Origin of the sequence: Pseudomonas sp. QLc11A, from assembly GCF_052112305.1 — a bacterium.
In the GTDB taxonomy this organism is placed as follows: domain Bacteria; phylum Pseudomonadota; class Gammaproteobacteria; order Pseudomonadales; family Pseudomonadaceae; genus Aquipseudomonas; species Aquipseudomonas laurylsulfatiphila.
This window is the reverse complement of record NZ_JAVAJJ010000003.1, coordinates 95950-122466: the sequence shown is the minus strand read 5'-3', so window position 1 is coordinate 122466 and position 26517 is coordinate 95950. Positions and strand designations below refer to the sequence as shown.

The following is a 26517-nucleotide window of genomic DNA, read 5'->3' as shown; positions in this document are numbered from 1 at the left end:
ATAAAAGTCCGTTTGTCATTTTCAGTGCTGTATCCTGCCCAGGCTTTTTCAAAGCGCGGATCTACCAGATCTATCAACAGACTTAGCGAGGAGCGCAACCATGCACGAGATTCCTAATCTCCCCTTCCCAAGCCTGCACGTACCTGAGCAGACGACCACGCAACAAGCCGGTGCCCAACAGCCCGAGCCGAAAGAAGCCACTGACCGCCGCCAGGCTGACAGCGAAGACTGAAACACCCGACGTACAGACCGTGTGGAAAGCGCTACCATGCGCTTTCCACACTGCCTGAAGCGAGAACCCGCAACATGACCGATGAACTCAGCGAAACCTTTGATGAAAAGCAGGCCAGCGTCCTGATTGGCACCGCCGAGAAAATGATCGAGATCTGGAATCGCCTCTCCCCCGAGAAACAAGCCGCATTGCTCGCCCGTTTCGGCACCCAGGAAAATGCGCTGGCCGCCCTGGTCACTACGCAACTGGTTGCTCCCGTCAAAGCTGAATGACATCGCCGGGCAAATAGTTTTACTTTTTCACAACCAACGTCCGTCCACACCGCTATCATAAGCAGCCTATCTATCCTGCTTTACCGTGGACCTTTACCCATGCCTGAAAACCAGCGCCCCCTGTCGGTCACGCTGCAAGTCGTTTCCATCGTCCTTTTCACCTTTATCGGCTACCTGAACATCGGCATTCCCCTGGCCGTATTGCCCGGTTACGTCCACAGCGACCTGGGTTTCGGCGCGGTGGTCGCGGGCCTGGTGATCAGCGTGCAATACCTGGCCACCCTGCTCAGCCGCCCCTATGCCGGGAAGATCATCGACAACAAGGGCAGCAAACTGGCCGTGATGTATGGCCTGGCCGGTTGCGGCCTGAGCGGCGTGTTCATGTTGATCTCGGCCTGGACCCAGAGCCTGCCGACCTTGAGCCTGATCAGCCTGTTGATCGGTCGTCTGGTTCTCGGCAGCGCGGAAAGCCTGGTGGGCTCGGGCTCGATTGGCTGGGGCATCGGCCGGGTCGGCGCGGCGAACACGGCCAAGGTCATCTCCTGGAACGGGATCGCCAGCTACGGCGCACTGGCCGTCGGCGCACCCCTGGGTGTGTTGATCGTCCATCAACTGGGTTTGTGGAGCATGGGCGTGAGCATTGTGCTGCTGGCCGTGCTCGGCCTGCTGCTGGCCTGGCCGAAAACCGCCGCACCGATCGTTGCCGGTGAGCGCCTGCCGTTCATGCATGTGCTCGGGCGGGTCTTCCCCCACGGCTGTGGCCTGGCCCTGGGCTCCATCGGCTTTGGCACCATCGCCACCTTCATTACCTTGTATTACGCCACGCAACACTGGGACAACGCGGTGCTGTGCCTGAGCCTGTTCGGCGCCAGCTTCATCGGCGCTCGCCTGCTGTTCGGCAATCTGATCAACCGTCTCGGCGGCTTTCGCGTCGCCATTGCCTGCCTGTCGGTGGAAACCCTGGGGTTATTGCTGCTGTGGCTGGCACCGGATGCGCATTGGGCACTGGCGGGTGCGGCGCTGAGCGGCTTCGGCTTCTCGCTGGTGTTCCCGGCGCTGGGCGTGGAAGCGGTGAATCTGGTGCCGGCCTCCAGCCGTGGCGCAGCCGTCGGCGCCTATTCGCTGTTCATCGATTTGTCGCTGGGGATCACCGGGCCGCTGGCCGGGGCCATTGCGGCCGGGTTCGGTTTCGCTTCGATCTTCCTGTTTGCCGCCCTCGCCGCCTTGAGCGGATTGATACTGAGCCTTTACTTGTACCGGCAGGCACCGAAGCAACGCGAGGCGCGGGGAGCCCGCTAGAAGTCGACCTTGCCGCGCCCGGCCTTGATGTTGCCGCGTTTGCTCTTGGATTCGAGACGACGGGTCTTGGAGCCGAGGGTTGGTTTGGTCGGACGGCGCTTTTTCTCGACCTTGGTGGCACTCTGGATCAACTCGGTCAGGCGCAACAGCGCATCGGCGCGGTTCTGCTCCTGCGTCCGGTACTGCTGGGCCTTGATGATCAGCACACCGTCGCTGGTGATGCGGCTGTCGCGCAACGCCAGCAACCGCTCCTTGTAGAACTCGGGCAAGGACGACGCCGGAATGTCAAAGCGCAGGTGCACCGCGCTCGACACCTTGTTGACGTTCTGCCCACCGGCACCCTGGGCGCGAATGGCCGTCAACTCGATCTCGGCATCCGGCAGATGCACGTTGTTGGAAATCACCAGCATGGAAAAGCGTCCGTATTCAGAGCGTGCAGGATACCGCGAAAGGGTCGGACAAACGCGTTCCCTGTGGGAGCGAGCTTGCTCGCGATAGCAGTGTGTCAGGCAACGATGATGTCGACTGACACGGCCTCATCGCGAGCAAGCTCGCTCCCACAGGGTTTAATGTCCTGCCATGAATTCGATATCCACAAAAAACCCGGCGCATGGCCGGGTTTGTTGTTTCTGCGGGGAGTTACTTCACCGCCGCCTGCAACGCATGTTGCGCACTGCGCTTGTTCTTGATGCCGTAGCAGACCCACATGAACACGAGCCATACCGGAATCGCGTACACCGATGTCTGGATCCCCGGAATCAACAGCATCACACCGAGAATGAACAACACGAACGCCAGGCAGATGTAGTTGCCGTACGGGTACCACAGGGCCTTGAACAGCGGCGTCTGTTTGGTTTTGTTCATGTGCTGGCGGAACTTGAAGTGCGAGTAGCTGATCATCGCCCAGTTGATCACCAGGGTGGCCACCACCAGCGACATCAGCAGTTCCAGCGCGCTGTGCGGAATCAGGTAGTTCAGCAGCACCGCGATCAGGGTCACGGCGGCCGAGGCCAGGATCGAACGCACGGGCACGCCACGCTTGTCGATCTTCGCCAGGCTTTTCGGCGCATCGCCCTGTTCGGCCATGCCCAGCAGCATGCGGCTGTTGCAGTAGGTGCCGCTGTTGTACACCGACAACGCCGCAGTCAGGACCACGAAGTTGAGGATGTGCGCCGCGGTGTTGCTGCCCAGCATCGAGAACACTTGCACGAACGGGCTGCCGCTGTAGGAATCACCGGAGGCGTTCAGGGTGGTCAGCAAGCTGTCCCACGGGGTCAACGACAGCAGGATCACCAGGGCACCGATGTAGAAAATCAGGATCCGGTAGATCACCTGGTTGATCGCTTTCGGGATCACGGTTTTCGGCTTGTCGGCTTCTGCAGCGGTGAAGCCGAGCATTTCCAGGCCACCGAAGGAAAACATGATGAAAGCCATGGCCATCACCAGGCCGCTGATGCCGTTCGGGAAGAAGCCACCGTGGGACCACAGGTTGCTCACCGCCGCTTGCGGGCCGCCATTGCCGCTGACCAGCAGGTAGCTGCCCAGGGCAATCATGCCGACGATCGCCACGACCTTGATGATCGCGAACCAGAACTCGGCCTCGCCAAACACTTTGACATTAGCCAGGTTGATGACGTTGATCAGCACGAAGAAGCCCGCTGCGGAGACCCAGGTCGGGATGTCCGGTGCCCAGTAGTGGATGTACTTGCCGACCGCGGTCAGCTCCGACATGCCCACCAGGATGTACAGAATCCAGCAGTTCCAGCCCGACAGGAAGCCGGCAAAGCCGCCCCAGTACTTGTGGGCGAAGTGGCTGAAGGAGCCGGCCACCGGATCTTCGACGATCATTTCGCCCAGTTGGCGCATGATCATGAAAGCAATGAATCCGCAGATGGCATAGCCGAGGATCATCGACGGGCCGGCGGACTTGAGTACCCCGGCCGAGCCGAGGAACAGACCGGTACCGATCGCGCCACCTAAGGCAATCAATTGAATATGGCGATTTTTCAGGCCGCGTTTCAGCTCGCCTGATTGCGGGTTTTGTCCACTCATGAAAAGGGTCTCACGCAAGGTTTGATGATGTTCAGTAGACGTTGCTGCTCAAGAAAGGCGTTAAGCGGCACCGATCAAACCCCAGCGCAGGCACCAGGAGTTCAGCGTATTTACAACGGTCATGCGTCACCTGTTTGTTTTTATCTGTGACGAAATCGAACCCGACACGCTCGTGACGCGGCGGAGTGAACAAGGCGGATAGCCTTGAGGGTTGCGCAAATGCGCAGGAGGTCACAGGTAAAACGCGGCGCATTGTACACCTGTAACCCCCTGCTGCCAGACCCGCTGGACAAGCGTGTCTATGGCCGGGATTGCCTGTGTCCGCCCCGGGAGGCCCGGGCGGCTGCAAAAAATGGGTCAGATCCTTGCGGATCATCGACGGGAAAGGCAGGAAAACCGCCTCTCGCAGAGAGATGGAGATGGAATACGGCGTTCATTGCGCCTCCTTTTTGTTATGCACCTGCACGACAGGCATGGCGCGCATAACACCCTGCATGGAGCGGTGAAACAAGCGGGCCAGAGGGCTGGAAGGCGCAAGGAAGGCGTTGATGCGTAAGCGTTTTCTTACGGCATCCCGGGAATGGCGAATCCACGGGGCTAATCGGTGAATTTTGTCAGGTTTTCTTTACAGGCCGTAACATCGGGTTTCCATTCGGGAGAGTGTGGTGTTGCCGCTGACGCCTTCGCGGGCAAGCCCGCTCCCACAATGGATCGCATTTCTTCAGAACAACCCGGTCTCCTGTGGGAGCGGGCTTGCCCGCGAAGAGGCCCTTGAAAACACCCCATCGCTAAAGCCAGCCAAAAAAAAACGCCAACCCGAAGGTTGGCGTTTTTTATGAAGCGCTCAGCCGATTATTCCGGCTTGCGACGACCAAAGCCCGGACGCTGACCGGAACCGGCCGGTGCGCCACGGCGCTTGCCCGATGGCGTGTCACCGTCGACCAGCTTGATCCCCGGACGCTTCGGCGCCGGCTTGGCCGGGCGCTTGGTGTCGGCCGGGCGATCGGCTACCGGCGTACCACGGCCTTCGCCACGCTCGGTACGGCCATTGGCCGGACGTGGCGTACGTGGACCGCGTTCGCCGTCCTGGCGCGCAGCAGGCTTGCGCCCTGGACGCTCGCCTTCGATCTGCGGCTCGCGGCTGGCACGTGGAGCAACAGGAGCGGCAGCCCCCCCAGCGGCTGGACGCAGGGTACGTACACGCTCGGTCTTGGCCATCGGACGCGACGACTTGCGCTGCATACGGTCAAGCTTGTCTTTGCTCTTGGCGTTCATCTGCGGCATCGCGACCGGCGTCAGGCCGACCTCGGCACTCAGAATGTCGACTTCGTACTGGCTCATTTCGCGCCAGCGGCCCATCGGCAGGTCGGAGTTGAGGAACACCGGACCGAAACGCACGCGCTTCAGACGGCTGACCACCAGGCCCTGGGATTCCCACAGGCGACGAACTTCGCGGTTACGACCTTCCATGACCACGCAGTGGTACCAGTGGTTGAAACCTTCACCGCCTGGCGCTTGCTTGATATCGGTGAACTTGGCCGGGCCATCTTCAAGGACAACGCCAGCCTTCAGACGCTCGATCATCTCGTCATCGACTTCGCCACGCACACGTACCGCGTATTCACGGTCCATTTCGTAGGAAGGGTGCATCAGGCGGTTGGCCAGCTCACCGTCGGTGGTGAACATCAGCAGACCGGTGGTGTTGATGTCCAGGCGACCGATGTTGATCCAGCGACCCTCTTTAGGGCGCGGCATCTTGTCGAACACGGTCGGACGACCTTCCGGATCGACACGGGTGCAGATTTCGCCGTCGGGTTTGTTGTACATGATCACGCGGCGCACCGATTCGGCGGCCTCTTCACGCTTGATCACCTTGCCATCGATGGTGATGGCGTCGTGCATGTCGACGCGCTGGCCAAGGGTGGCGTCTTTGCCGTTGACCTTGATGCGGCCGTGGCTGATCCAGGCTTCCACGTCACGGCGCGAGCCGACGCCGATACGGGCGAGGACTTTCTGCAGTTTTTCGCCTGCGGGGCCGATTGGCTGGTCGTCTTGCTGGTCTTTGATACTCATCTGGGCACCTCCCGGTGTGGTCTGAAATCTGGGTACTTTGGCGAAGGGATCGCCGAAGGGTCGCGAATCATACGCGCATGCGGGCGTTTGCGCATCACAGACTAGCTCATCAAGGCCAGGTTATTGGTTTTTCCGCTGACCGGTGGTTCGCTGTTTTGCTGTGAACACAATCCCCTGTGGGAGCGGGCTTGCCCGCGAAGAGGGCGTTTCAGTCGGCATATTTATTGGCTGACCCACCGCATTCGCGGGCAAGCCCGCTCCCACAGGGGTCTTTAGTGATCGTAAAAGCTGCGGTCAATCTTCGAATTGGCGGCGCTCGGCCTCGATGGCTTCGGCCAGGGCCCGGGCTTCGGCCTCTTCGTCGGACAGCTCCGGCTCGGGCTTCGGTTGTTCGAGGGCAGCGACGGCAGCCAGGAGTTTTTCCCGGGCCTCGGCCACGCCGAGGATGTCGTCGTCCTGCTCCGGTTCAATGTCCGGCTCAGGCTCGATCCGGGCAACTTCAGGTTCAGGCTCGATGTCGGGCTGTTCCGAATCAAACTCAGTCACCGCGCCATCGCGCAACAGATCATCGAAATCGGTCTTGATCCCCTCCTCCATGCTGTCGAGCTCCAGCAACAGAGTGTGGAAACTGGTTTCTTCCTTCGGTTCTTCCGGTTCCGCGCTGGCGTCGGCCAACGCCTGCAACCCGGCGGGTACGGGGGCGTCGTCGAAATCGAGCACCGGGTCCGGTTCCAGCTCGCGCAGCTCCGCCAAGGGTGGCAAGTCGTCTAGGTTTTTCAGGTTGAAGTGATCGAGGAACGCCTTGGTGGTGGCGAACATCGCCGGTTTGCCGGGGACGTCGCGGTAGCCGACGATGCGGATCCATTCGCGCTCCATCAAGGTCTTGACGATGTTGCTGTTGACCGCCACCCCCCGCACGTCTTCGATTTCGCCGCGGGTGATCGGCTGGCGATAGGCGATCAGGGCCATGGTTTCGAGCATGGCGCGGGAGTAACGCTGCGGGCGCTCCTCCCACAGACGCCCGACCCACGGCGCAAATTTCTCGCGAATTTGCAGGCGATACCCCGAGGCCACCTCCTTGAGTTCAAACGCGCGGCCATCGCAAGACTTGGCGAGCATCGTCAGGGCCTTCTTGAAGACCGGCGGTTCCGGGCGCTCGCCCTCCTCAAAGAGCTCGAACAGGCTTTCCAGGGATTGCGGCTTTCCCGAAGCCAACAGAAAGGCTTCAAGCAAGGGTGCCAGGTCACGGGGTTCAGTCAGGTTCATGTTTCGACTCTTTATTCGGCTCGGGCTCGCACGTGGATCGCGGCAAATGGCTCATTCTGCACCAGCTCGACCAGGGATTCCTTGACCAGTTCAAGGATCGCCATAAAGGTCACCACCACGCCAAGGCGCCCTTCTTCAGCGGTGAACAGTTCGACAAACGGCACGAAACCGCCGCCCTTGAGCCGCTCCAGCACATCGCTCATGCGCTCGCGGGTAGACAGCGCCTCGCGGCTGACCTGATGGCTTTCGAACATGTCGCCACGGCGCAATACCTCGGCCATGGACAACAGCAACTCGGACAGGCGCACGTCCGGCAACAACTTGCGAGCCCGGGCCTCCGGGGCGTCCAGTTTGGGCACTACCACGTCGCGACCGACGCGGCTCAAGCCATCGATGCCTTCGGCGGCAGCCTTGAAACGCTCGTATTCCTGCAAGCGGCGGATCAGTTCGGCGCGCGGGTCGTCTTCTTCGTCTTCGATGGTTTCGGCCCGCGGCAGCAGCATCCGCGACTTGATCTCGGCCAGCATCGCGGCCATCACCAGGTACTCGGCGGCCAGCTCCAGGCGCACCGACTGCATCAACTCGACGTAGCCCATGTACTGGCGGGTGATTTCCGCCACCGGGATGTCGAGGATGTTGATGTTCTGTTTGCGGATCAGGTACAGCAGCAGGTCGAGGGGGCCTTCGAAGGCTTCGAGGAAGACCTCGAGGGCATCCGGCGGGATGTACAGGTCCAGCGGCATTTCCATGACCGCCTGGCCATAGACCATGGCGAAGGGCAGTTCCTGTTGGGCTCCGGCCTGACTGTCGACGGGTTCTACTGCGGACATCTAGGCCTCGACCATGAACGGCGCAGGGTCGCCGCAACCGACGCGGATGACTTCCGGTTCGCCGTCGGCGAGGCTGATCACGGTGGACGCCTTGATCCCGCCGAAACCGCCGTCGATGATCAGGTCGACCTGGTGCTCGAGCAACTGGCGCATCTCGTGCGGGTCGGTCAACGGATCTTCATCGCCGGGCATGATCAGGGTCACGCTCATCAACGGTTCGCCGAGCTGCTCCAGCAGTGCCAGGGCAATCGGGTGGCTCGGCACGCGCAGGCCGATGGTGCGTTTCTTGGGGTGCAACAACAGCCGCGGCACTTCGCGGGTGGCGTTGAGAATGAAGGTATAAGGCCCCGGAAGATGGGCCTTGAGAATGCGGAAAGTGCCGGTGTCGATCTTGGCAAACAGTCCCAGTTGCGACAAATCGCTGCAGATCAGCGCAAAATTGTGCTTTTCATCCAGCTGCCGCAGGCGCCGAACGCGCTCCACAGCCACCTTGTCGCCGATCTGGCAACCAATGGCGTAGGAAGAGTCTGTGGGATATATCACCACCCCGCCCTTGCGGATGATTTCTACCGCCTGTTTGATCAGGCGCGCTTGCGGGTTTTCCGGATGAATCTGGAAAAATTGACTCACATTCTCTACCTGTTCAGACGGCGGCAATAACTGGGTCATGTTTGAATCGACACCATAGCGGTGGCAGATCCTCCGGGAGCGGCCGGTATTCGCCGATCTCCGACCAGCCTCCGGGGCCATGAAAATCACTGCCGGCGCTGACCAGCAGACCGAACTCGCGGGCCAGAATGGCCAGGCTGCCCACTTGTTCGGCAGGCTGGTAACCATTGACCACTTCGATGGCGTGGCCCCCTGCTTGAATATAGTCGGCAATCAGGCGACGTCGCTTGCTTCGAGTGAATTCGTAGTGCCAGGGGTGTGCCAGGCTGACCCAGGCCTTGGCCGCACGCAGGGTTTCGACGGTTTCTTCCAGGGTCGGCCAGTGTTGCTTGACGTCGCCCAGCTTGCCGGCACCCAGCCATTTGCGGAACGCCTCGGCGCGATCCTTGACGAAACCTTCACGCACCATCCAGTCCGCAAAGTGCGGGCGGGCCGGCGCGTTACCGCTGTCGCCCAGCGCCTGCTGGATCTCCCGGGCGCCATCCAGCGCCCCCGGCATGCCTTTGAGCGCCAGTTTGCGGCTGATTTCCTCGGAGCGCAGCCAACGGCCATCATGCAATCTGGCGATGGCCTCGACCAGCGGCGCGGCGTTCACGTCAAAACCGTAGCCCAGCACATGAATGGTCGCGCCGCCCCAGGTGCAGGACAATTCGACGCCATTGACCAGTTGCATCCCCAGTGCGGCAGCCGCGTGCCGCGCCTCGTCGAGCCCTTCAAGGGTGTCGTGATCGGTCAAGGCCAGGACTCGCACGCCTTTCTCGAACGCCCGCGCCACCAGAACCGCAGGCGCCAGGGCGCCATCGGAGGCCGTGCTATGGCAGTGCAAATCAACATTCACAGGGCTTTGTAACCTCAAATCAGCTGGCGCTATCGCGCGCCCATATGTTTGTTATTATGCCGCCACATCCTGCTTCTGGCTGCCACTGTGAAACAATTCATCGATTTCATCCCGCTCCTGCTGTTTTTCATCGTCTTCAAAATCGATCCACGGGTCGTCGACATCGCCGGCCATGAGCTCACTGTAGGCGGTATCTACAGCGCCACCGCGATGCTGATCGTCAGTTCCCTGGTGGTCTACGGCACACTGTTCATCAAACAGCGCAAGCTGGAGAAGAGCCAGTGGCTGACCCTCATCGCCTGCCTGGTCTTCGGCAGCCTGACCCTGGCCTTCCACAGCGAGACGTTCCTCAAGTGGAAAGCCCCGGTGGTCAACTGGCTGTTCGCCCTGGCGTTCATCGGCAGCCACTTCGTCGGTGACAGCCTGCTGATCAAACGCATCATGGGCCACGCGCTGACCTTGCCGGAACCGGTCTGGACACGCCTGAACATCGCCTGGATCGCCTTCTTCCTGTTTTGCGGTGCCGCCAACCTGTTTGTCGCGTTCACCTTCCAGAGCTACTGGGTCGACTTCAAGGTCTTCGGCAGCCTGGGCATGACTTTGCTGTTCCTGATCGGCCAGGGCATTTACCTGTCCCGCCATCTGCACGATGCCGACACCACTACGCCAAAAACCGAGGACTGACATGCTTTACGCAATCATTGCCACAGACGTCGCCAACTCCCTGGAAGCCCGCCTGGCCGCACGGCCTGCGCACCTCGAGCGCCTGCAAGCGCTCAAGGGCGAAGGTCGCATCGTATTGGCCGGCCCACACCCGGCCGTCGACAGCAATGATCCGGGCGCAGCGGGTTTCACCGGCAGCCTGATCGTCGCCGAGTTCGATTCCCTGGGCGCCGCCCAGGCCTGGGCCGACGCCGATCCGTACATCGCCGCAGGTGTCTACGCCAACGTTCTGGTCAAGCCGTTCAAGCAAGTCCTGCCGTAACAAATCCCCCCACGCGATGAACCTTGTCGGTTCATCGCGTTCTCAATCGCTCATTATTCCTGATTATCGGCCGACAACTTGCCCAATACCCGTATTGGAATCAGGAGTCGCGATGCGCAAGGGTCCGTTGTGTCTGATGTTGGTCACGTTGTCGATCGTGGCGCCCGTCCACGGCGAAGAATACGCCGAGGGTGGAAACTCGACGCCGCTTTCCTTGAGCGCCGGCAGCCAGATCACCGAGTTGCAGCAACGCTTGAAAGAAAGCGAACGGCAACGGGAAGAACTGAGCAAACAATTGCAAACTGCCGATGGCGAACGCGAAAGCCCGCTGCTGGCCCGGTTGCGCCAGGAGAACCAGCGTTTGAAGCTGCAACTCAAGGAAGCCCAGGCCAGCAGTCCGCTGCCGCGTCTGCTGACCGACCAGCAACAATGGTTTGTCATTGGCGCCGGGGTAGCGCTATTGGCACTGCTCTGCGGTATCTTCGCCAGTGGAGCAAGTCGAAAACGTCGACAATGGCTAAATTGAGTGAGTCATGAGCGAGCTGTTACTGATTGATGATGACCAGGAGCTGTGTGAGCTCCTGAGCAGTTGGCTGAGCCAGGAAGGGTTTCAGGTACGCGCCTGTCACGACGGCCAGAGCGCGCGCCGTGCGCTGGCCGAAACCGCTCCGGCAGCCGTGGTACTGGATGTGATGTTGCCCGATGGCAGCGGCTTGGAACTGCTCAAGCAGTTGCGCAGCGATCACCCGGATTTGCCGGTGCTGATGCTCTCGGCCCGGGGCGAGCCCCTGGACCGTATTCTCGGCCTGGAACTTGGCGCCGACGATTACCTGGCCAAACCCTGCGACCCGCGAGAGTTGACCGCCCGCCTGCGCGCCGTCCTGCGCCGCAGCCACCCGGCAGCGGTGTCCAGCCAGCTGGAACTGGGCGACCTGTGTTTCAGCCCGGTGCGCGGCGTGGTCAGCATCGACGAGCAGGAGTTCACCCTCACCGTTTCCGAAAGCCGCCTGCTGGAAGCCCTGCTCAAGCAGCCCGGCGAACCCCTGGACAAACAGGAACTGGCGCAGATTGCCCTCGGCCGCAAGCTGACCCTGTACGACCGCAGCCTGGACATGCACGTCAGCAACCTGCGCAAGAAGATCGGTCCACACCCCGACGGCCGTCCGCGCATCGTGGCCCTGCGCAGCCGCGGCTACTACTACAGCCTCTGAAACCATGTGCCCCCTGTAGGAGCGAGCTCGCTCGCGATGGACGTGAACGATGACGCGCACTGTCTGACAAGAAGCGCCGACCTCGAAATCTTCGCGAGCAAGCTCGCTCCTACAGTCATCTGAAGTTTTGTCAGGTCGGCGGGAAATCGTCTTTACCCAAGCTTTACTCTTCGCTGACCGCCGCTGACCTTGATCTGCGTAATCTGTACTCATCCGGAACGTACCGGGAACGAGACAAGGAGATTCACCATGCGCAAGACTCTTATCGCTCTGATGTTCGCGGCTGCCCTGCCGACCGTTGCCCTGGCCATGCCTGAAGGCACCGGCCCCATGGATGGGCCGATGGACGGATCGCGCCACGGTGGTCAGATGCACGGCATGCACGGCAAAGGCCCGTACAGTGAACTGGACCTGAGCCGCGAACAGCGCGAGCAGATCCGCAAGATCATGGGCGAGCAGATGCACGAGCGTAAGCAACTGGTTGACAAGTACCTGGAAAAACTCTCGCCAGCCGACCAGAAAGCCATGAAAGATGAAATGGCCGCCAACCACAAGAAAGCCGAAGCTGACGTACGGGCACTGCTGAAACCGGATCAACAGAAGCAATTCGACGAGATCCAGAAGAAACAGGCAGAGCGTCGCGCCGAATGGACCGAGTTCAAGGCGTGGAAAGCGCAACAACCGCAAAAAGCGCAATAATGCGCTGACCCCGGACCCGACGGCTGAACACCGTTGAGTCTGATGCTTTTGATCTACTGTAGGAGCGAGCCTGCTCGCGATGGACGTCAATGATAACGCGCGGCATCAGGCAGCCCGTGTTGTCCATGCGTTTTTCGCGAGCAAGCTCGCTCCTACATGGGATTCTGTGTTTGTTTGAGGATTTCCTGTGCGTTCATTGTTCTGGCGTATCCTGGCCAGCTTCTGGCTGGCCATCGCTCTGGTTGCAGGGCTTTCCATCCTGCTCGGGCACATGCTCAACCAGGACGCATGGATTCTCAGCCGCCACCCGGGCCTCAACACGCTGGCCGAACAGTGGACGCAGACTTACGAAAGTCAGGGCGAAGACGCCGCCCAGGACATTCTCCAGCAACGCAAACGCCAGTATCACATCGACGTTCAGGTGCTTAACGAAAGCGGCGATCCGGTGGTGCGCGGCACCTTCCCCAGACGTGCGGCGGCCTTCGAGGCGCGCCAGAACAATGATGACCGGCGCCTGCCATGGCGGCGTCTGACCGATGAGTTCACCAGTGAAAAAACCGGTGACACCTTCCTGTTCATCTATCGCATTCCACACCCGGAACTGAACGCCTGGCACCGCGAGAGCCTGCTCTGGCCGCTCAGTGCCCTGGGAATCGCCCTGGTGGTGCTGACCCTGTTCAGCCTGCTGGTGACCTTTTCCATCACTCGCCCGCTCAGCCGTCTGCGCGGAGCGGTGCATGACCTGGGACAAACCACGTATCAACAGAACAGCCTGGTCAAGCTGGCCAACCGTCGCGATGAGTTTGGCGTCCTGGCCAATGACTTCAACCGCATGGGTGCGCGCCTGCAGAGTCTGATTGGCAGCCAGCGGCAACTGCTGCGCGATGTCTCCCACGAACTGCGCTCGCCTCTGGCCCGTCTGCGTATCGCGCTGGCGCTCGCCGAACGGGCTGGCCCACAGGAACGGGAACAGCTATGGCCGCGCCTGACCCGGGAATGCGACCGACTGGAAGCGCTGATCAGCGAAATCCTGGTACTGGCGCGGGTCGACTCCGATAACGCCAGTGCCGAAGAGGTGGACCTGAATGCCTTGCTCAACACCTTGCAGAAGGATGCTCAACTCGGTTCACCCGAGCAACTCGTACACCTCGAAGCCGAGTCGCAACTGAATCTGAAGGGCTGGCCGACCATGATCGAACGGGCCGTGGACAATTTGCTGCGCAACGCCCAGCGTTTCAATCCGGTGGGTGGCCTGCCGATCGAAATGCAGGCACTGCGTCAGGGTGAGCGGATCGTCGTGACCGTGCGCGATCACGGGCCCGGGGTCAGTGCCGAATATTTGAGCCAGCTCGGTGAGCCGTTCTATCGTGCACCGGGGCAGACCGCGGCCGGACACGGCCTGGGCCTGGCCATCGCCCGGCGAGCGGCGGAGCGCCATGGCGGCTGCCTGGTACTGGCCAATCACCCTGAAGGCGGGTTCATTGCCAGCCTGGAATTGCCGTTGGTGCCGGGGGCTGTCGTACAGCCCTGAGGCTGTCACCCCGACTCTGAATGACACAGATCCACTGTGGGAGCGAGCTTGCTCGCGATGGCGGTTTTTCAGTCACTTCAATGTTAAATGTACTGCCGCTATCGCGAGCAAGCTCGCTCCCACAGGGTCTGCGGTGTCAGTCCTTCCCGGACCAGGCGCTGACGAATTCGGCCAGGTCGACTTTCTCGGCCACCCGCGGTTCTTTCTGCGGTGTACCCAGGTACAGGAAAGCAATCACCTCTTCCCCCTCCGCCAGGCCCAAACCCTTGGCCACATGCGGCGAGTACGCCAGGTCACCGGTACGCCACACCGCGCCAATGCCCTGCGCATAGGCCGCCAGCAAGATCCCGTGGGCCGCACAGCCCGCCGCCAGCAACTGCTCGGACTTCGGATACTTGACGTGATCCTGCAACCGCGCAATCACCACCACCACCAACGGCGCCCGCAGCGGATTATTGCGCGCCTTGTCGATGGCCGCTTCGCTGACTTCGCTGTCCGAAAGTTTCGCCGCTTCGACCAGCAGCTCGCCCATTTGCTCACGTGCCGCGCCTTCCACCGTCAGGAAGCGCCAAGGCTGCAAGTGACCGTGATCCGGGGCGCGCATGGCGGCACCGAACAGCACCTCGCGCTGCTCGGCAGTGGGTGCAGGGTCAATCAGTCGCGGAACGGAAACACGGTTGAGCAAAGCGTCGAGAGCCTGCATCGGCCACCTCCTGAAAAAATTGTGCGGCTATTCTAGCTGTAACTGCCGCAGCAGTGCCGGTTTACATGCCCTGCCTCACAGGTAGAATGGCGCCCTTTCCTCTATCAGCCGAGCGGACCTCATGGCGTTGCCGACCTTACGGATCATTGGTTTCATCATCGGCATCTTCCTGATCACGCTGGCGATCTCCATGGTCATACCCATGGCCACGCTGGTCATTTTCGACCGCACCAGCGATCTGCCGTCGTTCCTCTGGGCCAGCATGATCACCTTTATCGCCGGTTTGGCGCTGGTGATTCCCGGGCGCCCCGAACACGTGCACCTGCGCCCCCGGGACATGTACCTGCTGACCGTCAGCAGCTGGCTGGTGGTGTGCATCTTCGCCGCGCTGCCGTTCCTGCTGACCCAACACATCAGCTACACCGACTCGTTCTTCGAAAGCATGTCCGGGATCACCGCCACTGGCGCAACCGTACTCAGCGGCCTGGATACCATGTCCCCCGGCATCCTGATGTGGCGCTCGTTGCTGCACTGGCTCGGCGGCATCGGCTTCATCGGCATGGCGGTGGCGATTCTGCCGCTGCTGCGCATCGGCGGCATGCGGCTGTTCCAGACCGAATCGTCGGACCGCTCGGAAAAAGTCATGCCCCGCTCGCACATGGTGGCGCGCTTGATCGTGGCAACCTACGTCGGCATTACCATTGTTGGCAGCCTGGCGTTCTGGTGGGCCGGGATGAGCCTGTTCGACGCGATCAACCACGCCATGTCGGCGATTTCCACCGGCGGTTTCTCTACCTCAGACCAGTCTTTGGCCAAGTGGCCGGAGCCAGCGGTGCATTGGGTCGCGATCGTCGTCATGATTCTCGGTGCCCTGCCGTTCACCCTGTATGTCACCACATTGCGCGGTAACCGTCGGGCGCTGATCAAGGATGAACAGGTTCAAGGCCTGCTCGGCATGCTGCTGGTGACCTGGCTGGTACTCGGCACCTGGTACTGGTGGACTACCCAGCTGCATTGGCTGGAGGCGTTGCGCCATGTGGCGCTGAACGTGACGTCGGTGGTGACCACCACCGGTTTTGCACTGGGGGACTACAGCCTCTGGGGCAATTTCTCGCTAATGCTGTTTTTCTATCTGGGGTTTGTCGGCGGTTGTTCCGGATCGACCGCGGGCGGTATCAAGATTTTCCGCTTCCAGGTGGCCTATATCCTGCTCAAGGCCAACCTTAACCAGCTGATTCATCCGCGCGCGGTGATCAAGCAGAAGTACAACGGTCACCGCCTCGACGAAGAAATCGTGCGTTCGATCCTGACCTTTTCGTTCTTCTTTGCGATCACCATCTGCGTGATTGCGCTGCTGCTGTCGCTGCTCGGCGTGGACTGGATGACCGCCCTCACCGGCGCGGCCAGTACCGTGTCCGGTGTCGGCCCGGGGCTCGGTGAGACCATCGGCCCGGCCGGTAACTTCGCGACCCTGCCGGATGCCGCCAAGTGGATTCTGTCGTTCGGCATGCTGCTCGGCCGACTGGAGATCATCACTGTGTTTGTGCTGTGTATTCCGGCATTTTGGCGTCATTGACCGCTTCAGGCGCCTGCATCAGCCGCATCCGGTACTCGCCGGGTGTGGCATCGAACCAGCGGCGAAAAGCGCGGAAGAAGTTGCTCGGATCGGCGAACCCCAGCAAGTAGGCAATTTCCAGCAGGGTCATGTTCGGTTGCGCCAGGTACTGTTCGGCCAGTTCGCGCCGGGTATCGTCCAGCAGCGCCTGAAAACTCGTGCCCTCTTCCTGCAAGCGCCGTTGCAAGGTGCGCTGGGAAAGATGCAGTGTCTGCGCCACGGCGTCGCGCTTGGGCTCGCCCTGGGGCAACAGGCGGCACAACACCTGCCGCGCCTTGTGCGTCACGCGGCTTTCGGAAAAGCGCGCCAGGTACTCGCCGGCAAAGCGGTCATGCAGCAACGCCATGGCTTCGTTGGCCGTCGGCAAGGGCGCTTCCATGTCCGCACGCTCGAAAATCAGCGCATCGTAAGGCGCGTTGAACACCAGAGGTGCATGGAAGGCTTGTTTATAGGGTTCCGGATTGGCCGGCTCGGCGCCTTGCAGCAGCACTTTGCGTGGTTGCAGCGTACGCCCGGTCAACCAGCTGCACAGCGCCAGGGCGCAGGCCAGTGAAGCTTCGGCACTCTGCCGGGTCGGTGGCAGATGATCGCCATGCACCGTCAGAATCAGCGCATAGCCTTCGTCCAGCAACTGGAAACTCAGGTCGGCACTTTCGGCAATGATTCGCTGATAGCGCACCAGACGGTGAAAACCTTCGGCCAGTGTCTGGCTGGACATCAAGGCGTAACCGGTCACATGGAACTGCGCCGGTCGCACCACCTTTCCCATGTTCAAGCCGATGGCCGGGTTGCCGGACAGTTCGACCGCGCGTTGCCACAGCCGTGTCATGGAATCTTGCGGGAAGCGTGCATCCGGATCATCCAGGGCCGCGTAGTCGAGCCCCAGCTGCTTGAATAGAACCCGGCAATCCAGGCCGTCCATCTCCAGCGCTTTGACAATCCCCATCGCCCAGCTTGCAGAAGTCGTTCGTTCGCTCATGGCGTTTTCTTACATGGTGAGCCGCATGCGACGGCTATTGACCGAAGGATACTAAAGTGGCGCCTATTGTCACTGGCTGATGCCATTGATCACTCTAGACTCAAATAAGCTACCCGCAGAACAACTTGCAGCCAGAACAATAACCACAGAGATCGCAGTCGTGGAAAACATCAAACGATTCAACAGTTTCGCTGAGTTCTACCCGTATTACCTCAGCGAACACAGCAACAGTACCTGCCGCCGTCTACATTTTATCGGCACGACGCTGGTAATCTTGATACTGGCGCTGACCGTTGGTCGCGGAGCCTGGATGCTGTTGTGGGCCCTGCCTGTGGCGGGTTACAGCTTTGCCTGGGTCGGTCACTTCTTCTTCGAGAAGAACCGCCCGGCAACGTTCCAACACCCCCTCTATAGCCTGCTCGGCGATTTTGTCATGTACCGGGACATGGTGCTGGGGCGCGTTCCGTTCTAGAGAACATCCGTCACAAGAGAGTTGCCTATGAATGCCAATGCCCGCTTCACCCACATGAAGGACGGCACGCAGGAAGACTGGGCGATCATCGCCGCAGACTTCAGTGCCTACGCGCGACAATTGCCGACAAGGATTGTGGCGCACCTGAAGTTACTGGAGGGGGATTTTGGCGGGTTCCCGGTGGATCGCCTGACCCACTCCCTGCAAACCGCCACCCGCGCCTTTCGCGATGGTCGCGACGAGGAATACGTGGTCTGCGCCCTGCTCCATGACATTGGTGACACCCTGGGCTCCTACAACCACCCGGACATCGCCGCAGCAATCCTCAAGCCGTTCGTCAGCGCCGAGAACCTGTGGATGGTGGAAAAGCACGGGATTTTCCAGGGCTACTACTTCTTTCATCACCTGGGCATGGATCGGCATCTGCGTGAGCAGTTCCAGGACCATCCGCAGTACCAGGCGACCGTAGAGTTCTGTGCCAAATACGATGCGGCGGCGTTTGATCCGGCGTATGACACGCTGCCATTGAGCTTCTTCGAGCCGATGATGGAGCGGTTGTTTGCGCACCCCAGAAACTCGATCTACAAGGCGGCGATGGAAGAACACTCGCCAGCCTGACAGGACCGCTGCGCGGTCCATTCGCGGGCAAGCCCGCTCCCACAGGGTTATCTGGCGACCACAAGTTTTGTGCTCACCTTCGCCCACTGTGGGAGCGGGCTTGCCCGCGAAGAGGCCAGTACAAACACCAAATGACTGTCAGGCCAACTCGGCAACTTTCGTCGCCTTCATCTGCGCCTCCCGCGCCTGGGCATCCGCCAACCGGTACAACTCGATCGAACCATCCCAATGCTCGATCAGCGCCGTGCACGACTCCACCCAGTCGCCGCAATTGAGGTAGTCCACCTCGCCCACTTTGCGAATCTCGGCATGGTGAATGTGCCCGCACACCACGCCGTGCAGCTCGCGCTTCACGCATTCATGGGCGATGGCTTCTTCGAAGTCGCTGATGAAGCTGACTGCGGTTTTCACCTTGTGCTTGAGGTAGGCCGACAGCGACCAGTAGCCGTAGCCATATCGCGCGCGCCAATGATTGAGCCAGCGGTTGAGGGTCAGTGTGAATTCGTAGGCCGAATCGCCGAGAAAGGCCAGCCAGCGATGATACCGGGTGATCACATCGAACTGGTCGCCATGGATCACCAGCAGATGCCGGCCGTCGGCGGTGACGTGTACTGCTTCGTCCACCAACTGGATATTGCCCAGAATCAGTTTCGAATAGCGGCGCAGAAACTCATCGTGGTTGCCGGTGACGTAGATCACCTCGGTGCCACGTTTGCTCATGGTCAACAGGCGACGGATCACGTTGGTGTGCGCCTGCGGCCAGTACATGCCGCCGCGCAGTTTCCAGCCGTCGATGATGTCACCGACCAGGTAGATTCTGTCCGCGTGGTAGCCCTTGAGAAACTGCGACAGGTGTTCAGCCTGGCAATCCCGGGTGCCCAAATGCACGTCGGAAATCCATAGCGTCCGTACGCGTTGCTTACGGGTGGGTTTGGCGAGCTCGGCGCTGGTCATGGGCAACCCTCTGGCAAGTTTTGCCAAGTCTGCCGCGGCCCGGTTAATGGTCCATGACAGCGTCAAGTCAGTCCTGTGACAACGCTTGTTGGCCCGCTCGGTGTAGACTGACGCCCTGAACCGGGAGACCCGCGATGAGACCGATCCTCACGCTGCGCCAATACAGCCACGACCTGATCGTCCACAGCCACGACCACGCGCAACTGGTGTTCGGGCTTTCGGGCGCCCTGGATTTCGAGGTCGACGGCCGTGGCAGCCAGGTGGTCCAACAGAGTTTCGTGGTGGTGCCCTGCGGCGCGCATCACGCGTGTGGCAGCGCCAATGGCAGCCGCTGCCTGGTGCTGGATGTGCCCGGCGAACAATGGGTTTCGCAGTCGTTGGGCGATCACGCCGAGTCCAGCCGACGCTTGCTCGACAACCCCGGCCGCCTGCCTCTGGACGCGGGACAAAGCCAATTGGTCAGTTGGCTGGCGAACAGTCCGGTCGATGATCCGCTGATCGCACAACAAGGTGCGGTGCTGTTGCTGGCCAGCCTGAACAACGCCAGGCCCGACACCGTCGGCGGTCGGCGCCTGCCCTACGCTGCGCTGAATGCACACATCGATCAGTACGCGGCGTACCCGCTGCAGGTGGCCGACCTGGCCCGGGTGGCCGGCCTCTCCAGTGCCCGTCTGCATGCGCGGTTCGTGGCTGAATGCGGGCAGACGCCGATGGACTACATCCGCAGCCGACGCCTGCATATCGCTGTGGGCTTGCTGCGCAACTCCGCGCTGCCCATCGGCGAGATTGCCAGCCGCGTCGGCTACAGTTCCCAGAGTGCCTTCGCGGCGGCGGTGCTGCGCGAGTTCGGGGCATCGCCCGGAAAACTGCGGCGCGAGGCTGGCGACAAAAAACGCTAGTCTGCCGACAGACTTGACGGGCCATTACGCGCTTCAATGATGCCTCTGTTCGTTTGTCATCAAGGATTGCAATGACTCCCCGTACCGCACTTGGCGCCTTGCATATCGGCGCATTGATGTTCGGCCTGACCGCCGTGTTCGGCAAACTGGCTGCCGCATCACCGGCGATCATCGTGTTCGGCCGTGCCGCTTTTGCCGTGCTCGCGCTGGCGTTTTTTGCACGGTTCGCCAGCCAGACGCGCTGGCATAAACTCGAGGCCGTGGACTGGCGTCGGCTGCTGCTCGGCGGCTTGTTGCTCGCCGGGCACTGGGTGAGTTTCTTCATTGCGGTGAAAGTCGCAGGCGTGGCGATTGCAACGCTCGGCTTCGCCAGTTTCCCGGCCTTTACCGTGATCCTCGAAGGGTTGATCTTCCGCGAGCGCATTCGCGCCAATGAGATTGTGCTGGTGCTGCTGGTGAGTGTCGGGCTGGTGCTGGTCACGCCTGATTTTGACCTGGCCAGCGGCGCCACCACCGGCCTGCTGTGGGCCGTGGGTTCAGGGTTGTTGTTCGCCCTGCTGTCGCTGACCAACCGTGCCGGCTCCGGGCGCGTCCCGCCCGTGCAGGCCGCGCTGTGCCAGAACGTGGTGGTTGCCCTGTGCCTGCTGCCGGTAGCGGCGCCTCAATTGAGCGAAGTACGCGCCATCGACTGGCTGTGGATCGGCCTGCTCGGGGTGTTCTGTACCGGTGTCGCCCACAGTTTGTTTGTCGCCAGCCTGGCGGTGATCAAGGCACGCACCGCCGCCGTGGTGTTCGCCCTGGAGCCGGTCTACGGCATCACCGTCGCCTGGCTGCTGTTCAACGAAAACCCGACCCTGCGCATGTTGCTGGGAGGTGCGTTGATCATTGTGGCAATCGCGGTGTCCAGCAGCCTCTCAAGCAGTTCGAGCAAGAAAGCCGTTACCGCCGAGGCTGCGTCTCACTGAGTGCGGTCGTTGTGTCCCAGGTCGCGGTCCGGGTCGATCTGGTCGCGGACCCGCTGCTTGAGCACTTTGGCTTCAGGGAAGCCACCGTCCGCCTTGCGCTCCCAGATCTGCACGGCGTCACAGAACACATGAAAGACCCCGCCAGTGCCCGGTACCAGGGAGACTTTGCCCAGGTCGTCACCAAAGGTGCTGAGCAGTTCCTGGGCCAGCCAGGCCGCACGCAACAGCCACTGGCATTGCGTGCAATAGGTGATGACGATTTCCGGTTTGTGGGCAGTCATGATGGGAAGCAACTCCAGAGTTTGACGACGCCGCTATGATAGCCCGGCCGGTGACTGTCGAGTCGGCTGATCAGGTTGTGCCTCTAACCCGAACGCAGGCTCGATCATGGCCAGAGCCACCGGCTGCCTGGTCTCGTCCAGGCTGATCACGTCCCAACTCGACGCCATGGACAGCTCCTCCAGGTTGAGCCGGTACTCATCGTCAATGACGGATTCGCCGGGTATCGCCAAACCCGGAGCCGCCACGGCAGCAGCGACCGGGATGGTGTGACGGTTATCGACCCACTCGAGTTCAACATTGGCTGGCACCCCGTCGCGCTGCGCAGTGGGCGATTGCGCGACGGGCGGCCAGATCACTGGCTCGGTAAAAAACTCAGCCGACGGCTCATGTGGCGACGGCAGAGCCTCTGAATCCGTGGCCTGATGCTGCTGGCGCCGACGACGTACAAACCAGCCCAGCGCCAGCAACCCCATCAACGCCGACACACCGGCAATCTGCAACCAGCCAACCCCGGGGGGGTCAGCAATGGCGGGGGCCGGTGCCACTGCATCAGAAACCATGGGTTGCGCCTTTACCTTCTTGAGTTCAGCCAGCTGGGTTTGCAGCTCGGCCAACTGCTGTTTCTGGCCGTCGATCAGCTCATCCTGGCTTTGCAGCTTCGCATTGAGTTCATCGACTGTGGATTGCAACTGGTGGTTTTGCAGGGTGCTGGCAGCCAGTTGCTCCACAGCGGGGTCGACCATGGAGGCGTCTGTGGCTGGCGCCGTCTTTGCCACGGGTGGCGGCGTTTCGACCGGTTGAACCCTGGGGAATGCGGACGCGGCGGAGCTGGAAACCGGCTCATCGGTGGCGGCAACAATGCCTGGCGACCCCGGTGGATCGATCAGCACCGTGTACTCGCGCAATAACCGGGCGCCGGGCTGATTGAGCTGCACGAGGAAATTCAGGAAGGGTTCACTGACCGGTTTGCTGGATGTCACCTGGATCACGCTGCGCTTGCCGCGCAGGACCGGAGTGAATGTCAGATTGTCGAGGAAAAAGACCCGGTCGACCCCGGCACGGCTGAACTCGTCTGCCGATGCCAGGCCCACCGACAGCTCGCCCTCCTCCAGGCCAGCCGCATCCACCAGGGCGATATCGGCACGCAGCGGTTGATTCAGCGCCGAATGCAGGGTGATTTCCCCCAGGCCCAGCGCCGGAGCCCATGCCGAGTAAGTGACCGCCGCCCCAGCCAGCAACCCCTTTGAACAACCGCGCAAAACCAACCGCCAACACTTGAGCATGAGCATCCTTGAGATCTACAAAAATTACCCGTACGCGTTCGTACATCCGTTACGAACACGATATCGCCGAGTAGTTCTTATAGTCTGCGCAATGCGGTCTCTCAAAAGCCTGGCAGTCGGTTATGCCTCAGGATTTTTCAAGGTTGCCCAGGATATGGCCGTGAACCCGCATGCACACCTTCAAATCCGCCTCATCGACGCCTTCGAACAGTTCGTGACGCAGTTGCGTGGCAATGGTTTCAATTTGTTCGATCAAGGGAAGCGCCGGGGCGCAGAGCACGATTTTCTTCGCCCGACGGTCTTCCAGCACAGCCTGGCGCTGCACCAGACCCTGGCTTTCCAGACTGTCGAGCAAACGGGCCAGGGTCGGGCCTTCGACGCCAACGCTTTGTGCCAGCTCCCGCTGGGTCGGAGCTTCTTCGAAACGGGCCAGGTGCAGCAGCACCAGCCAGCGCGCCTGGGACAAGCCCATGCCCGCCAGACGGCGGTCCAGTTCGGCACGCCAGCCACGGGACATCTGGGCCAATTGCATGCCAAAGCGGTGTTGATCGGTTAACGGCATAAAACACTCATGATTAGACTGAAATAAATAAAAACTAATTATTAGTCAGCTAAGCATGAGCCTCGATCCGAGGCAAGGCTTGATCTGTACTGAATCGTTACATCAGCACTACGGATGTCTCAAATCTCGAATTCCGACTGCAAGGCAGCGCGAACACAGTACAAAACCCCTTCCGGTACCCGGCCCGCGAACAGCGCGGCGATCTCGGAAACCGGCGGCAATTCGCCTTCGCCGTCGAGGAAGGCGTCCTGGACTTCACCCATCAGGTCTTCAGGCAGATCCAGCGCCTGCTCCAGCGACAACTGTTGCTTGCCGATCGCTTCGGCCAGCATGGTGTAGACGTTCTTTTCCGAGCACTGCAACTGACCGGCGATCTGCACCGGTGTCATCCCGGCCCGCGCCAGCGTGATCAATTCGTGACGTACGTCGGCCACCGGTTTCGGCGCCTCGACCTGGCCGCCGAGTACTTCGAGGAAGGCCTTGCCGTAACGCTCCAGCTTGCGCGCGCCGACGCCGCTGACGGTGGCCATTTCGGCCAGCGAGGTCGGCTGACTGCGCAGCATTTCCAGCAAGGTCGAGTCGGGGAAGATGACATACGGCGGCACGCCATGTTCTTCGGCGAGCTTGCGCCGCAGGGCGCGCAAGGCTTCCCACTGTTCGCGCTCCTCGCCACGGACCAGTTGGCTCGCCTGGCTCTTGCTGCTTTTCGCCACGGTTTGCGCCTTGAGATCGCGGCGCAACTCCAGGGTCACCTCGCCTTTGAGCAGCGGCCGGCAACTGTCGCTCAGGCGCAGGCCACCGTAGCCTTCGAGGTCGATGTCGGCCAGACCACGGGCCACCAGTTGGCGGAACAACGAGCGCCACTCGCCCTCTGTCATCGCCTTGCCAACGCCAAACACCGAAAGATGCTGATGGCCGATGTTTCGGACCTTTTCGTTGTCCTTGCCCAGCAATACATCCACCAAGTGTCCGACACCGTAGCGTTGACCGGTGCGGTAGATCGCCGAAAGCGCCTGCCGCGCGGGCTCGGTGGCATCCCAGGTCTGCACGCCGTCGACGCAGTTGTCGCAATGACCGCAAGGCTGGGGCATGTCCTCGTCGAAGTAGGCCAGCAGCGTTTGTCGACGGCAGCGGGTTTCTTCACAGAGCGAGAGCATGGCGTCGAGCTTATGCTGCTCCAGGCGTTTGTGGCGCTCGTCGCCTTCGGAGTTCTGCAGCATCTGCTTGAGCATCACCACGTCCTGCAGGCCGTAGGCCATCCAGGCGTCTGCCGGCAGGCCGTCACGGCCACCACGACCGGTTTCCTGGTAATAGGCCTCCAGGGATTTCGGCAAATCGAGGTGCGCGACAAAACGCACGTTGGGCTTGTCGATGCCCATGCCGAACGCCACGGTGGCAACCATGATCAGGCCTTCTTCGTTGAGGAAGCGCTTCTGATGGTAAGCCCGCAAATCGTTGGGCAGACCGGCGTGGTACGGCAGCGCCGGAAAGCCCTGCTCGCTGAGGAACGCGGCGACTTCCTCGACTTTCTTGCGCGACAGGCAATACACGATACCGGCATCGCTGCGGCGTTCGGCGAGGAACGCCAGCAACTGCTTGCGCGGCTGTTCCTTGGGCACGATGCGATAAAAGATGTTCGGTCGGTCGAAGCTCGACAGGAAGCGCTCGGCGTCTTGCAGGTGCAGCCGGGTGACGATTTCTTCCCGGGTGCGCTTGTCGGCCGTGGCGGTCAGGGCGATGCGCGGCACGTCGGGGAACATTTCCGCCAACTGGCCCAGTTGCAGGTATTCCGGACGGAAGTCATGTCCCCATTGCGATACGCAGTGGGCTTCGTCGATGGCGAACAGGGAAATGTTCAGTCCCTGCAGAAATGACAGCATGCGCGGCTGGACCAGACGCTCCGGCGCCAGATAGAGCATTTTCACTTCACCGCGGCGGATGCGGGCGGCGAGGTCGCGCTGCTGCTCGGCGCTGAGGGTGGAGTTCAACGCGGCGGCGGCCACGCCCAGCTCTTCCAGGGTGGCGACCTGATCGTCCATCAGGGCGATCAGCGGCGAGACCACCACGGCCAGGCCTTCGCGCAGCAGCGCCGGGACCTGGAAACACAGGGATTTGCCGCCACCGGTAGGCATCAGGACCAGGGCATCGCCACCGCTGGCCACGCGCTCAATGATTGCACCCTGGCGGCCACGGAAACTGTCGTAGCCGAAGATGTCCTTGAGGACGCGTTGAGCCTGTTCGAGCATAAAAACTCCAAAAATCACCGAAACATCCCTGCAAGGCTGGTTCAGAACCCGCGATGCTGCACCGACAAATCGTAAGTGCGCATTGCATGACGCTTCACATTTCAGCCGTGAAGCCAGCAGGGCATCACAAAACGCGCGAGTATACCCGAGCCCCGTCCGGCAAAGGGCACCGCTGATAAGAGGGAATGGACATGATCCTTGTAGGAGCTGCCGGAGGCTGCGATCTTTTGATCTTGTCTTTAAAAAGAAAAATCAAAAGATCGCAGCCTCCGGCAGCTCCTACAGGGAGAGGCGGGGTACATGAGCGGCAAATATGCCGTGCGGCTGGCCCAAGCGCTCAAGAAGGCCTAGAATTCCCGCATCGAACATTCCCCAAGGTAGTCCTTTAATGTCCTTCGCTGAGCAACTAACCCGCCTGCAAGTCTTCCTCGACGCTGATGAACTGCATGACGAGGCGCTGGACTACGTGGCCGCCCACGGCTACCTCACTGCGCTGTCGATCTGTTCCGAAGTGGTCCCGGACCGTGAATGGATCGACGCACTGTTCGCCGAAGAGCCGCATTACAGTGGCGAAGCCCAGCGCGAAGAGATCGAAGCCACGCTGATCGGCCTCAAGGCCCACATCGCCCGCCAACTGGCCTCCGACGAGGAGTTCGAGTTGCCGTGCGACCTGGACCTGGGCGACGACCCGGACGATTCCGAACTGCGCGGCTGGTGCATCGGTTTCATGGAGGGCGTGTTCCTGCGCGAAGAAGCCTGGTTTGAAACCGCCGAAGACGAAGTCAGCGAAATGCTGCTGCCGATCATGGTCGGTTCTGGCCTGTTCGACGAGCAACCGGAATTCTCCGACATTGCCGCCGACGCCAACCTGATGGACGACATGATCGTGCAGATCCCGGAAGCCCTGACTGCGCTGTACCTGCTGTGCAACGCGCCAGACGAAAAACCGGCGATTCTCAAACCCCGTCACCACTAAGGTTTT

Annotated in this window: 29 protein-coding genes; 15 read left to right on the top strand and 14 right to left on the bottom strand. The window is 61.1% G+C overall.

Annotation, left to right across the window (positions count from 1 at the left end):
- Positions 1-100: 100 nt before the first annotated feature.
- The 3 genes from Q8X48_RS05955 (at position 101) to Q8X48_RS05945 (ending at position 1803) form a co-directional block, all read left to right on the top strand.
- A complete protein-coding gene (locus Q8X48_RS05955; protein ID WP_015096286.1) occupies positions 101-232 on the top strand; it encodes a hypothetical protein in 132 nt (43 codons plus the stop codon).
- Between the two features lie 74 nt (positions 233-306).
- Positions 307-504, top strand: coding sequence for a hypothetical protein (locus Q8X48_RS05950; protein WP_102699463.1), 198 nt, complete (start codon positions 307-309; stop codon positions 502-504).
- Between the two features lie 99 nt (positions 505-603).
- Positions 604-1803 (top strand): MFS transporter, encoded by a 1200-nt coding sequence (locus tag Q8X48_RS05945; protein ID WP_407799426.1) that lies wholly within the window; start codon positions 604-606, stop codon positions 1801-1803.
- Here the strand turns inward: Q8X48_RS05945 and arfB are convergent.
- From arfB to Q8X48_RS05910, 7 genes are all read right to left on the bottom strand, one after another.
- Complete coding sequence (gene arfB / locus Q8X48_RS05940; RefSeq protein WP_007984117.1) at positions 1800-2213, bottom strand: alternative ribosome rescue aminoacyl-tRNA hydrolase ArfB; 414 nt, start codon at positions 2211-2213, stop codon at positions 1800-1802. The two genes, Q8X48_RS05945 and arfB, sit on opposite strands and share 4 nt — an antisense overlap.
- A 229-nt stretch (positions 2214-2442) precedes the next feature.
- A complete protein-coding gene (locus tag Q8X48_RS05935) occupies positions 2443-3855 on the bottom strand; it encodes an amino acid permease (protein ID WP_126046814.1) in 1413 nt (470 codons plus the stop codon).
- Between the two features lie 852 nt (positions 3856-4707).
- Positions 4708-5928 (bottom strand): 23S rRNA pseudouridine(2605) synthase RluB, encoded by a 1221-nt coding sequence (gene rluB, locus Q8X48_RS05930; RefSeq protein WP_015096290.1) that lies wholly within the window; start codon positions 5926-5928, stop codon positions 4708-4710.
- A gap of 294 nt (positions 5929-6222) precedes the next feature.
- Positions 6223-7194, bottom strand: coding sequence for an SMC-Scp complex subunit ScpB (scpB, locus tag Q8X48_RS05925; protein WP_407799425.1), 972 nt, complete (start codon positions 7192-7194; stop codon positions 6223-6225).
- An 11-nt stretch (positions 7195-7205) separates the two neighbouring features.
- Positions 7206-7964, bottom strand: coding sequence for a segregation and condensation protein A (locus tag Q8X48_RS05920; RefSeq protein ID WP_172435665.1), 759 nt, complete (start codon positions 7962-7964; stop codon positions 7206-7208).
- 60 nt (positions 7965-8024) lie between these two features.
- Positions 8025-8654, bottom strand: coding sequence for an L-threonylcarbamoyladenylate synthase (locus Q8X48_RS05915; RefSeq protein WP_041475076.1), 630 nt, complete (start codon positions 8652-8654; stop codon positions 8025-8027).
- Positions 8655-8667: 13 nt separating this feature from the next.
- Positions 8668-9531, bottom strand: coding sequence for a PHP domain-containing protein (locus Q8X48_RS05910; RefSeq protein WP_015096293.1), 864 nt, complete (start codon positions 9529-9531; stop codon positions 8668-8670).
- Positions 9532-9618: 87 nt separating this feature from the next.
- Here Q8X48_RS05910 and Q8X48_RS05905 point away from each other — a divergent pair, with 87 nt between their 5' ends.
- The 6 genes from Q8X48_RS05905 (at position 9619) to Q8X48_RS05880 (ending at position 13957) form a co-directional block, all read left to right on the top strand.
- On the top strand, positions 9619-10215 hold the full coding sequence (locus Q8X48_RS05905; protein ID WP_095963823.1) for a septation protein A: 597 nt from the start codon (positions 9619-9621) through the stop codon (positions 10213-10215).
- A gap of 1 nt (position 10216) precedes the next feature.
- A complete protein-coding gene (locus Q8X48_RS05900; RefSeq protein WP_102699473.1) occupies positions 10217-10516 on the top strand; it encodes a YciI family protein in 300 nt (99 codons plus the stop codon).
- Between the two features lie 112 nt (positions 10517-10628).
- Positions 10629-11042, top strand: coding sequence for a translation initiation factor 2 (locus tag Q8X48_RS05895; RefSeq protein ID WP_407799424.1), 414 nt, complete (start codon positions 10629-10631; stop codon positions 11040-11042).
- Positions 11043-11049: 7 nt separating this feature from the next.
- Positions 11050-11727: a response regulator transcription factor gene (locus Q8X48_RS05890; RefSeq protein WP_007975295.1), complete on the top strand. Its 678-nt coding sequence runs from the start codon at positions 11050-11052 to the stop codon at positions 11725-11727.
- 249 nt (positions 11728-11976) lie between these two features.
- Positions 11977-12426 (top strand): Spy/CpxP family protein refolding chaperone, encoded by a 450-nt coding sequence (locus tag Q8X48_RS05885; protein ID WP_126046817.1) that lies wholly within the window; start codon positions 11977-11979, stop codon positions 12424-12426.
- Between the two features lie 187 nt (positions 12427-12613).
- Entirely contained in the window at positions 12614-13957 is a 1344-nt protein-coding gene (locus Q8X48_RS05880) for a sensor histidine kinase (protein WP_015096298.1), read from the top strand.
- Between the two features lie 136 nt (positions 13958-14093).
- Here the strand turns inward: Q8X48_RS05880 and Q8X48_RS05875 are convergent, their stop codons facing one another.
- Entirely contained in the window at positions 14094-14660 is a 567-nt protein-coding gene (locus tag Q8X48_RS05875; RefSeq protein WP_126046821.1) for an NAD(P)H nitroreductase, read from the bottom strand.
- A 121-nt stretch (positions 14661-14781) separates the two neighbouring features.
- Here Q8X48_RS05875 and Q8X48_RS05870 point away from each other — a divergent pair, with 121 nt between their 5' ends.
- Positions 14782-16236 (top strand): TrkH family potassium uptake protein, encoded by a 1455-nt coding sequence (locus Q8X48_RS05870; RefSeq protein ID WP_126046823.1) that lies wholly within the window; start codon positions 14782-14784, stop codon positions 16234-16236.
- Here the strand turns inward: Q8X48_RS05870 and Q8X48_RS05865 are convergent.
- Positions 16193-17254, bottom strand: a complete 1062-nt coding sequence (locus tag Q8X48_RS05865; RefSeq protein WP_126046825.1) for an AraC family transcriptional regulator — start codon at positions 17252-17254, stop codon at positions 16193-16195. The genes Q8X48_RS05870 and Q8X48_RS05865 overlap by 44 nt on opposite strands.
- Positions 17255-17414: 160 nt before the next feature.
- On the opposite strand from Q8X48_RS05865, the gene Q8X48_RS05860 reads away from it, so the two are divergent.
- Both Q8X48_RS05860 and Q8X48_RS05855 read left to right on the top strand, forming a co-directional pair.
- Positions 17415-17726, top strand: a complete 312-nt coding sequence (locus Q8X48_RS05860) for a DUF962 domain-containing protein (RefSeq protein WP_102673841.1) — start codon at positions 17415-17417, stop codon at positions 17724-17726.
- Between the two features lie 27 nt (positions 17727-17753).
- Positions 17754-18344: an HD domain-containing protein gene (locus Q8X48_RS05855; RefSeq protein ID WP_126046829.1), complete on the top strand. Its 591-nt coding sequence runs from the start codon at positions 17754-17756 to the stop codon at positions 18342-18344.
- Between the two features lie 138 nt (positions 18345-18482).
- Here Q8X48_RS05855 and Q8X48_RS05850 read toward each other — a convergent pair whose 3' ends face one another.
- The gene (locus Q8X48_RS05850; RefSeq protein WP_095963815.1) at positions 18483-19298 is read right to left on the bottom strand and encodes a UDP-2,3-diacylglucosamine diphosphatase; all 816 of its coding nucleotides are present in this window, start codon (positions 19296-19298) and stop codon (positions 18483-18485) included.
- Between the two features lie 134 nt (positions 19299-19432).
- Between Q8X48_RS05850 and Q8X48_RS05845 the strand changes: the two genes are divergently transcribed.
- Together Q8X48_RS05845 and Q8X48_RS05840 are read left to right on the top strand one after the other, a co-directional pair.
- Positions 19433-20197 carry a helix-turn-helix transcriptional regulator gene (locus Q8X48_RS05845; protein WP_407799423.1) on the top strand — a complete coding sequence of 255 codons (765 nt, stop codon included), beginning with the start codon at positions 19433-19435 and terminating at the stop codon, positions 20195-20197.
- 71 nt (positions 20198-20268) lie between these two features.
- Complete coding sequence (locus tag Q8X48_RS05840) at positions 20269-21162, top strand: DMT family transporter (RefSeq protein ID WP_407799422.1); 894 nt, start codon at positions 20269-20271, stop codon at positions 21160-21162.
- Here the strand turns inward: Q8X48_RS05840 and Q8X48_RS05835 are convergent.
- From Q8X48_RS05835 to recQ, 4 genes are all read right to left on the bottom strand, one after another.
- The gene (locus Q8X48_RS05835; protein WP_095963812.1) at positions 21156-21443 is read right to left on the bottom strand and encodes a SelT/SelW/SelH family protein; all 288 of its coding nucleotides are present in this window, start codon (positions 21441-21443) and stop codon (positions 21156-21158) included. The two genes, Q8X48_RS05840 and Q8X48_RS05835, sit on opposite strands and share 7 nt — an antisense overlap.
- 33 nt (positions 21444-21476) lie before the next feature.
- The gene (locus Q8X48_RS05830) at positions 21477-22727 is read right to left on the bottom strand and encodes a type IV pilus assembly protein FimV (protein WP_407799421.1); all 1251 of its coding nucleotides are present in this window, start codon (positions 22725-22727) and stop codon (positions 21477-21479) included.
- Between the two features lie 127 nt (positions 22728-22854).
- Positions 22855-23289 carry a MarR family transcriptional regulator gene (locus Q8X48_RS05825; protein ID WP_007975279.1) on the bottom strand — a complete coding sequence of 145 codons (435 nt, stop codon included), beginning with the start codon at positions 23287-23289 and terminating at the stop codon, positions 22855-22857.
- Between the two features lie 119 nt (positions 23290-23408).
- A complete protein-coding gene (gene recQ / locus Q8X48_RS05820) occupies positions 23409-25535 on the bottom strand; it encodes a DNA helicase RecQ (protein WP_407799420.1) in 2127 nt (708 codons plus the stop codon).
- A gap of 388 nt (positions 25536-25923) precedes the next feature.
- On the opposite strand from recQ, the gene Q8X48_RS05815 reads away from it, so the two are divergent.
- Positions 25924-26511: a UPF0149 family protein gene (locus Q8X48_RS05815; protein ID WP_007975277.1), complete on the top strand. Its 588-nt coding sequence runs from the start codon at positions 25924-25926 to the stop codon at positions 26509-26511.
- Positions 26512-26517 lie beyond the last annotated feature (6 nt).

Bases quoted from the DNA above. Each gene is read 5' to 3' on its own strand.
- Q8X48_RS05955 (WP_015096286.1), top strand. From the start codon at position 101: ATGCACGAGATTCCTAATCTCCCCTTCCCAAGCCTGCACGTACCTGAG.
- Q8X48_RS05950 (WP_102699463.1), top strand. From the start codon at position 307: ATGACCGATGAACTCAGCGAAACCTTTGATGAAAAGCAGGCCAGCGTC.
- Q8X48_RS05945 (WP_407799426.1), top strand. From the start codon at position 604: ATGCCTGAAAACCAGCGCCCCCTGTCGGTCACGCTGCAAGTCGTTTCC.
- arfB (WP_007984117.1), bottom strand. From the start codon at position 2,213: ATGCTGGTGATTTCCAACAACGTGCATCTGCCGGATGCCGAGATCGAG.
- Q8X48_RS05935 (WP_126046814.1), bottom strand. From the start codon at position 3,855: ATGAGTGGACAAAACCCGCAATCAGGCGAGCTGAAACGCGGCCTGAAA.
- rluB (WP_015096290.1), bottom strand. From the start codon at position 5,928: ATGAGTATCAAAGACCAGCAAGACGACCAGCCAATCGGCCCCGCAGGC.
- scpB (WP_407799425.1), bottom strand. From the start codon at position 7,194: ATGAACCTGACTGAACCCCGTGACCTGGCACCCTTGCTTGAAGCCTTT.
- Q8X48_RS05920 (WP_172435665.1), bottom strand. From the start codon at position 7,964: ATGGTCTATGGCCAGGCGGTCATGGAAATGCCGCTGGACCTGTACATC.
- Q8X48_RS05900 (WP_102699473.1), top strand. From the start codon at position 10,217: ATGCTTTACGCAATCATTGCCACAGACGTCGCCAACTCCCTGGAAGCC.
- Q8X48_RS05895 (WP_407799424.1), top strand. From the start codon at position 10,629: ATGCGCAAGGGTCCGTTGTGTCTGATGTTGGTCACGTTGTCGATCGTG.
- Q8X48_RS05890 (WP_007975295.1), top strand. From the start codon at position 11,050: ATGAGCGAGCTGTTACTGATTGATGATGACCAGGAGCTGTGTGAGCTC.
- Q8X48_RS05885 (WP_126046817.1), top strand. From the start codon at position 11,977: ATGCGCAAGACTCTTATCGCTCTGATGTTCGCGGCTGCCCTGCCGACC.
- Q8X48_RS05875 (WP_126046821.1), bottom strand. From the start codon at position 14,660: ATGCAGGCTCTCGACGCTTTGCTCAACCGTGTTTCCGTTCCGCGACTG.
- Q8X48_RS05870 (WP_126046823.1), top strand. From the start codon at position 14,782: ATGGCGTTGCCGACCTTACGGATCATTGGTTTCATCATCGGCATCTTC.
- Q8X48_RS05865 (WP_126046825.1), bottom strand. From the start codon at position 17,254: ATGAGCGAACGAACGACTTCTGCAAGCTGGGCGATGGGGATTGTCAAA.
- Q8X48_RS05855 (WP_126046829.1), top strand. From the start codon at position 17,754: ATGAATGCCAATGCCCGCTTCACCCACATGAAGGACGGCACGCAGGAA.
- Q8X48_RS05850 (WP_095963815.1), bottom strand. From the start codon at position 19,298: ATGACCAGCGCCGAGCTCGCCAAACCCACCCGTAAGCAACGCGTACGG.
- Q8X48_RS05845 (WP_407799423.1), top strand. From the start codon at position 19,433: ATGAGACCGATCCTCACGCTGCGCCAATACAGCCACGACCTGATCGTC.
- Q8X48_RS05840 (WP_407799422.1), top strand. From the start codon at position 20,269: ATGACTCCCCGTACCGCACTTGGCGCCTTGCATATCGGCGCATTGATG.
- Q8X48_RS05835 (WP_095963812.1), bottom strand. From the start codon at position 21,443: ATGACTGCCCACAAACCGGAAATCGTCATCACCTATTGCACGCAATGC.
- Q8X48_RS05830 (WP_407799421.1), bottom strand. From the start codon at position 22,727: ATGCTCAAGTGTTGGCGGTTGGTTTTGCGCGGTTGTTCAAAGGGGTTG.
- Q8X48_RS05825 (WP_007975279.1), bottom strand. From the start codon at position 23,289: ATGCCGTTAACCGATCAACACCGCTTTGGCATGCAATTGGCCCAGATG.
- recQ (WP_407799420.1), bottom strand. From the start codon at position 25,535: ATGCTCGAACAGGCTCAACGCGTCCTCAAGGACATCTTCGGCTACGAC.
- Q8X48_RS05815 (WP_007975277.1), top strand. From the start codon at position 25,924: ATGTCCTTCGCTGAGCAACTAACCCGCCTGCAAGTCTTCCTCGACGCT.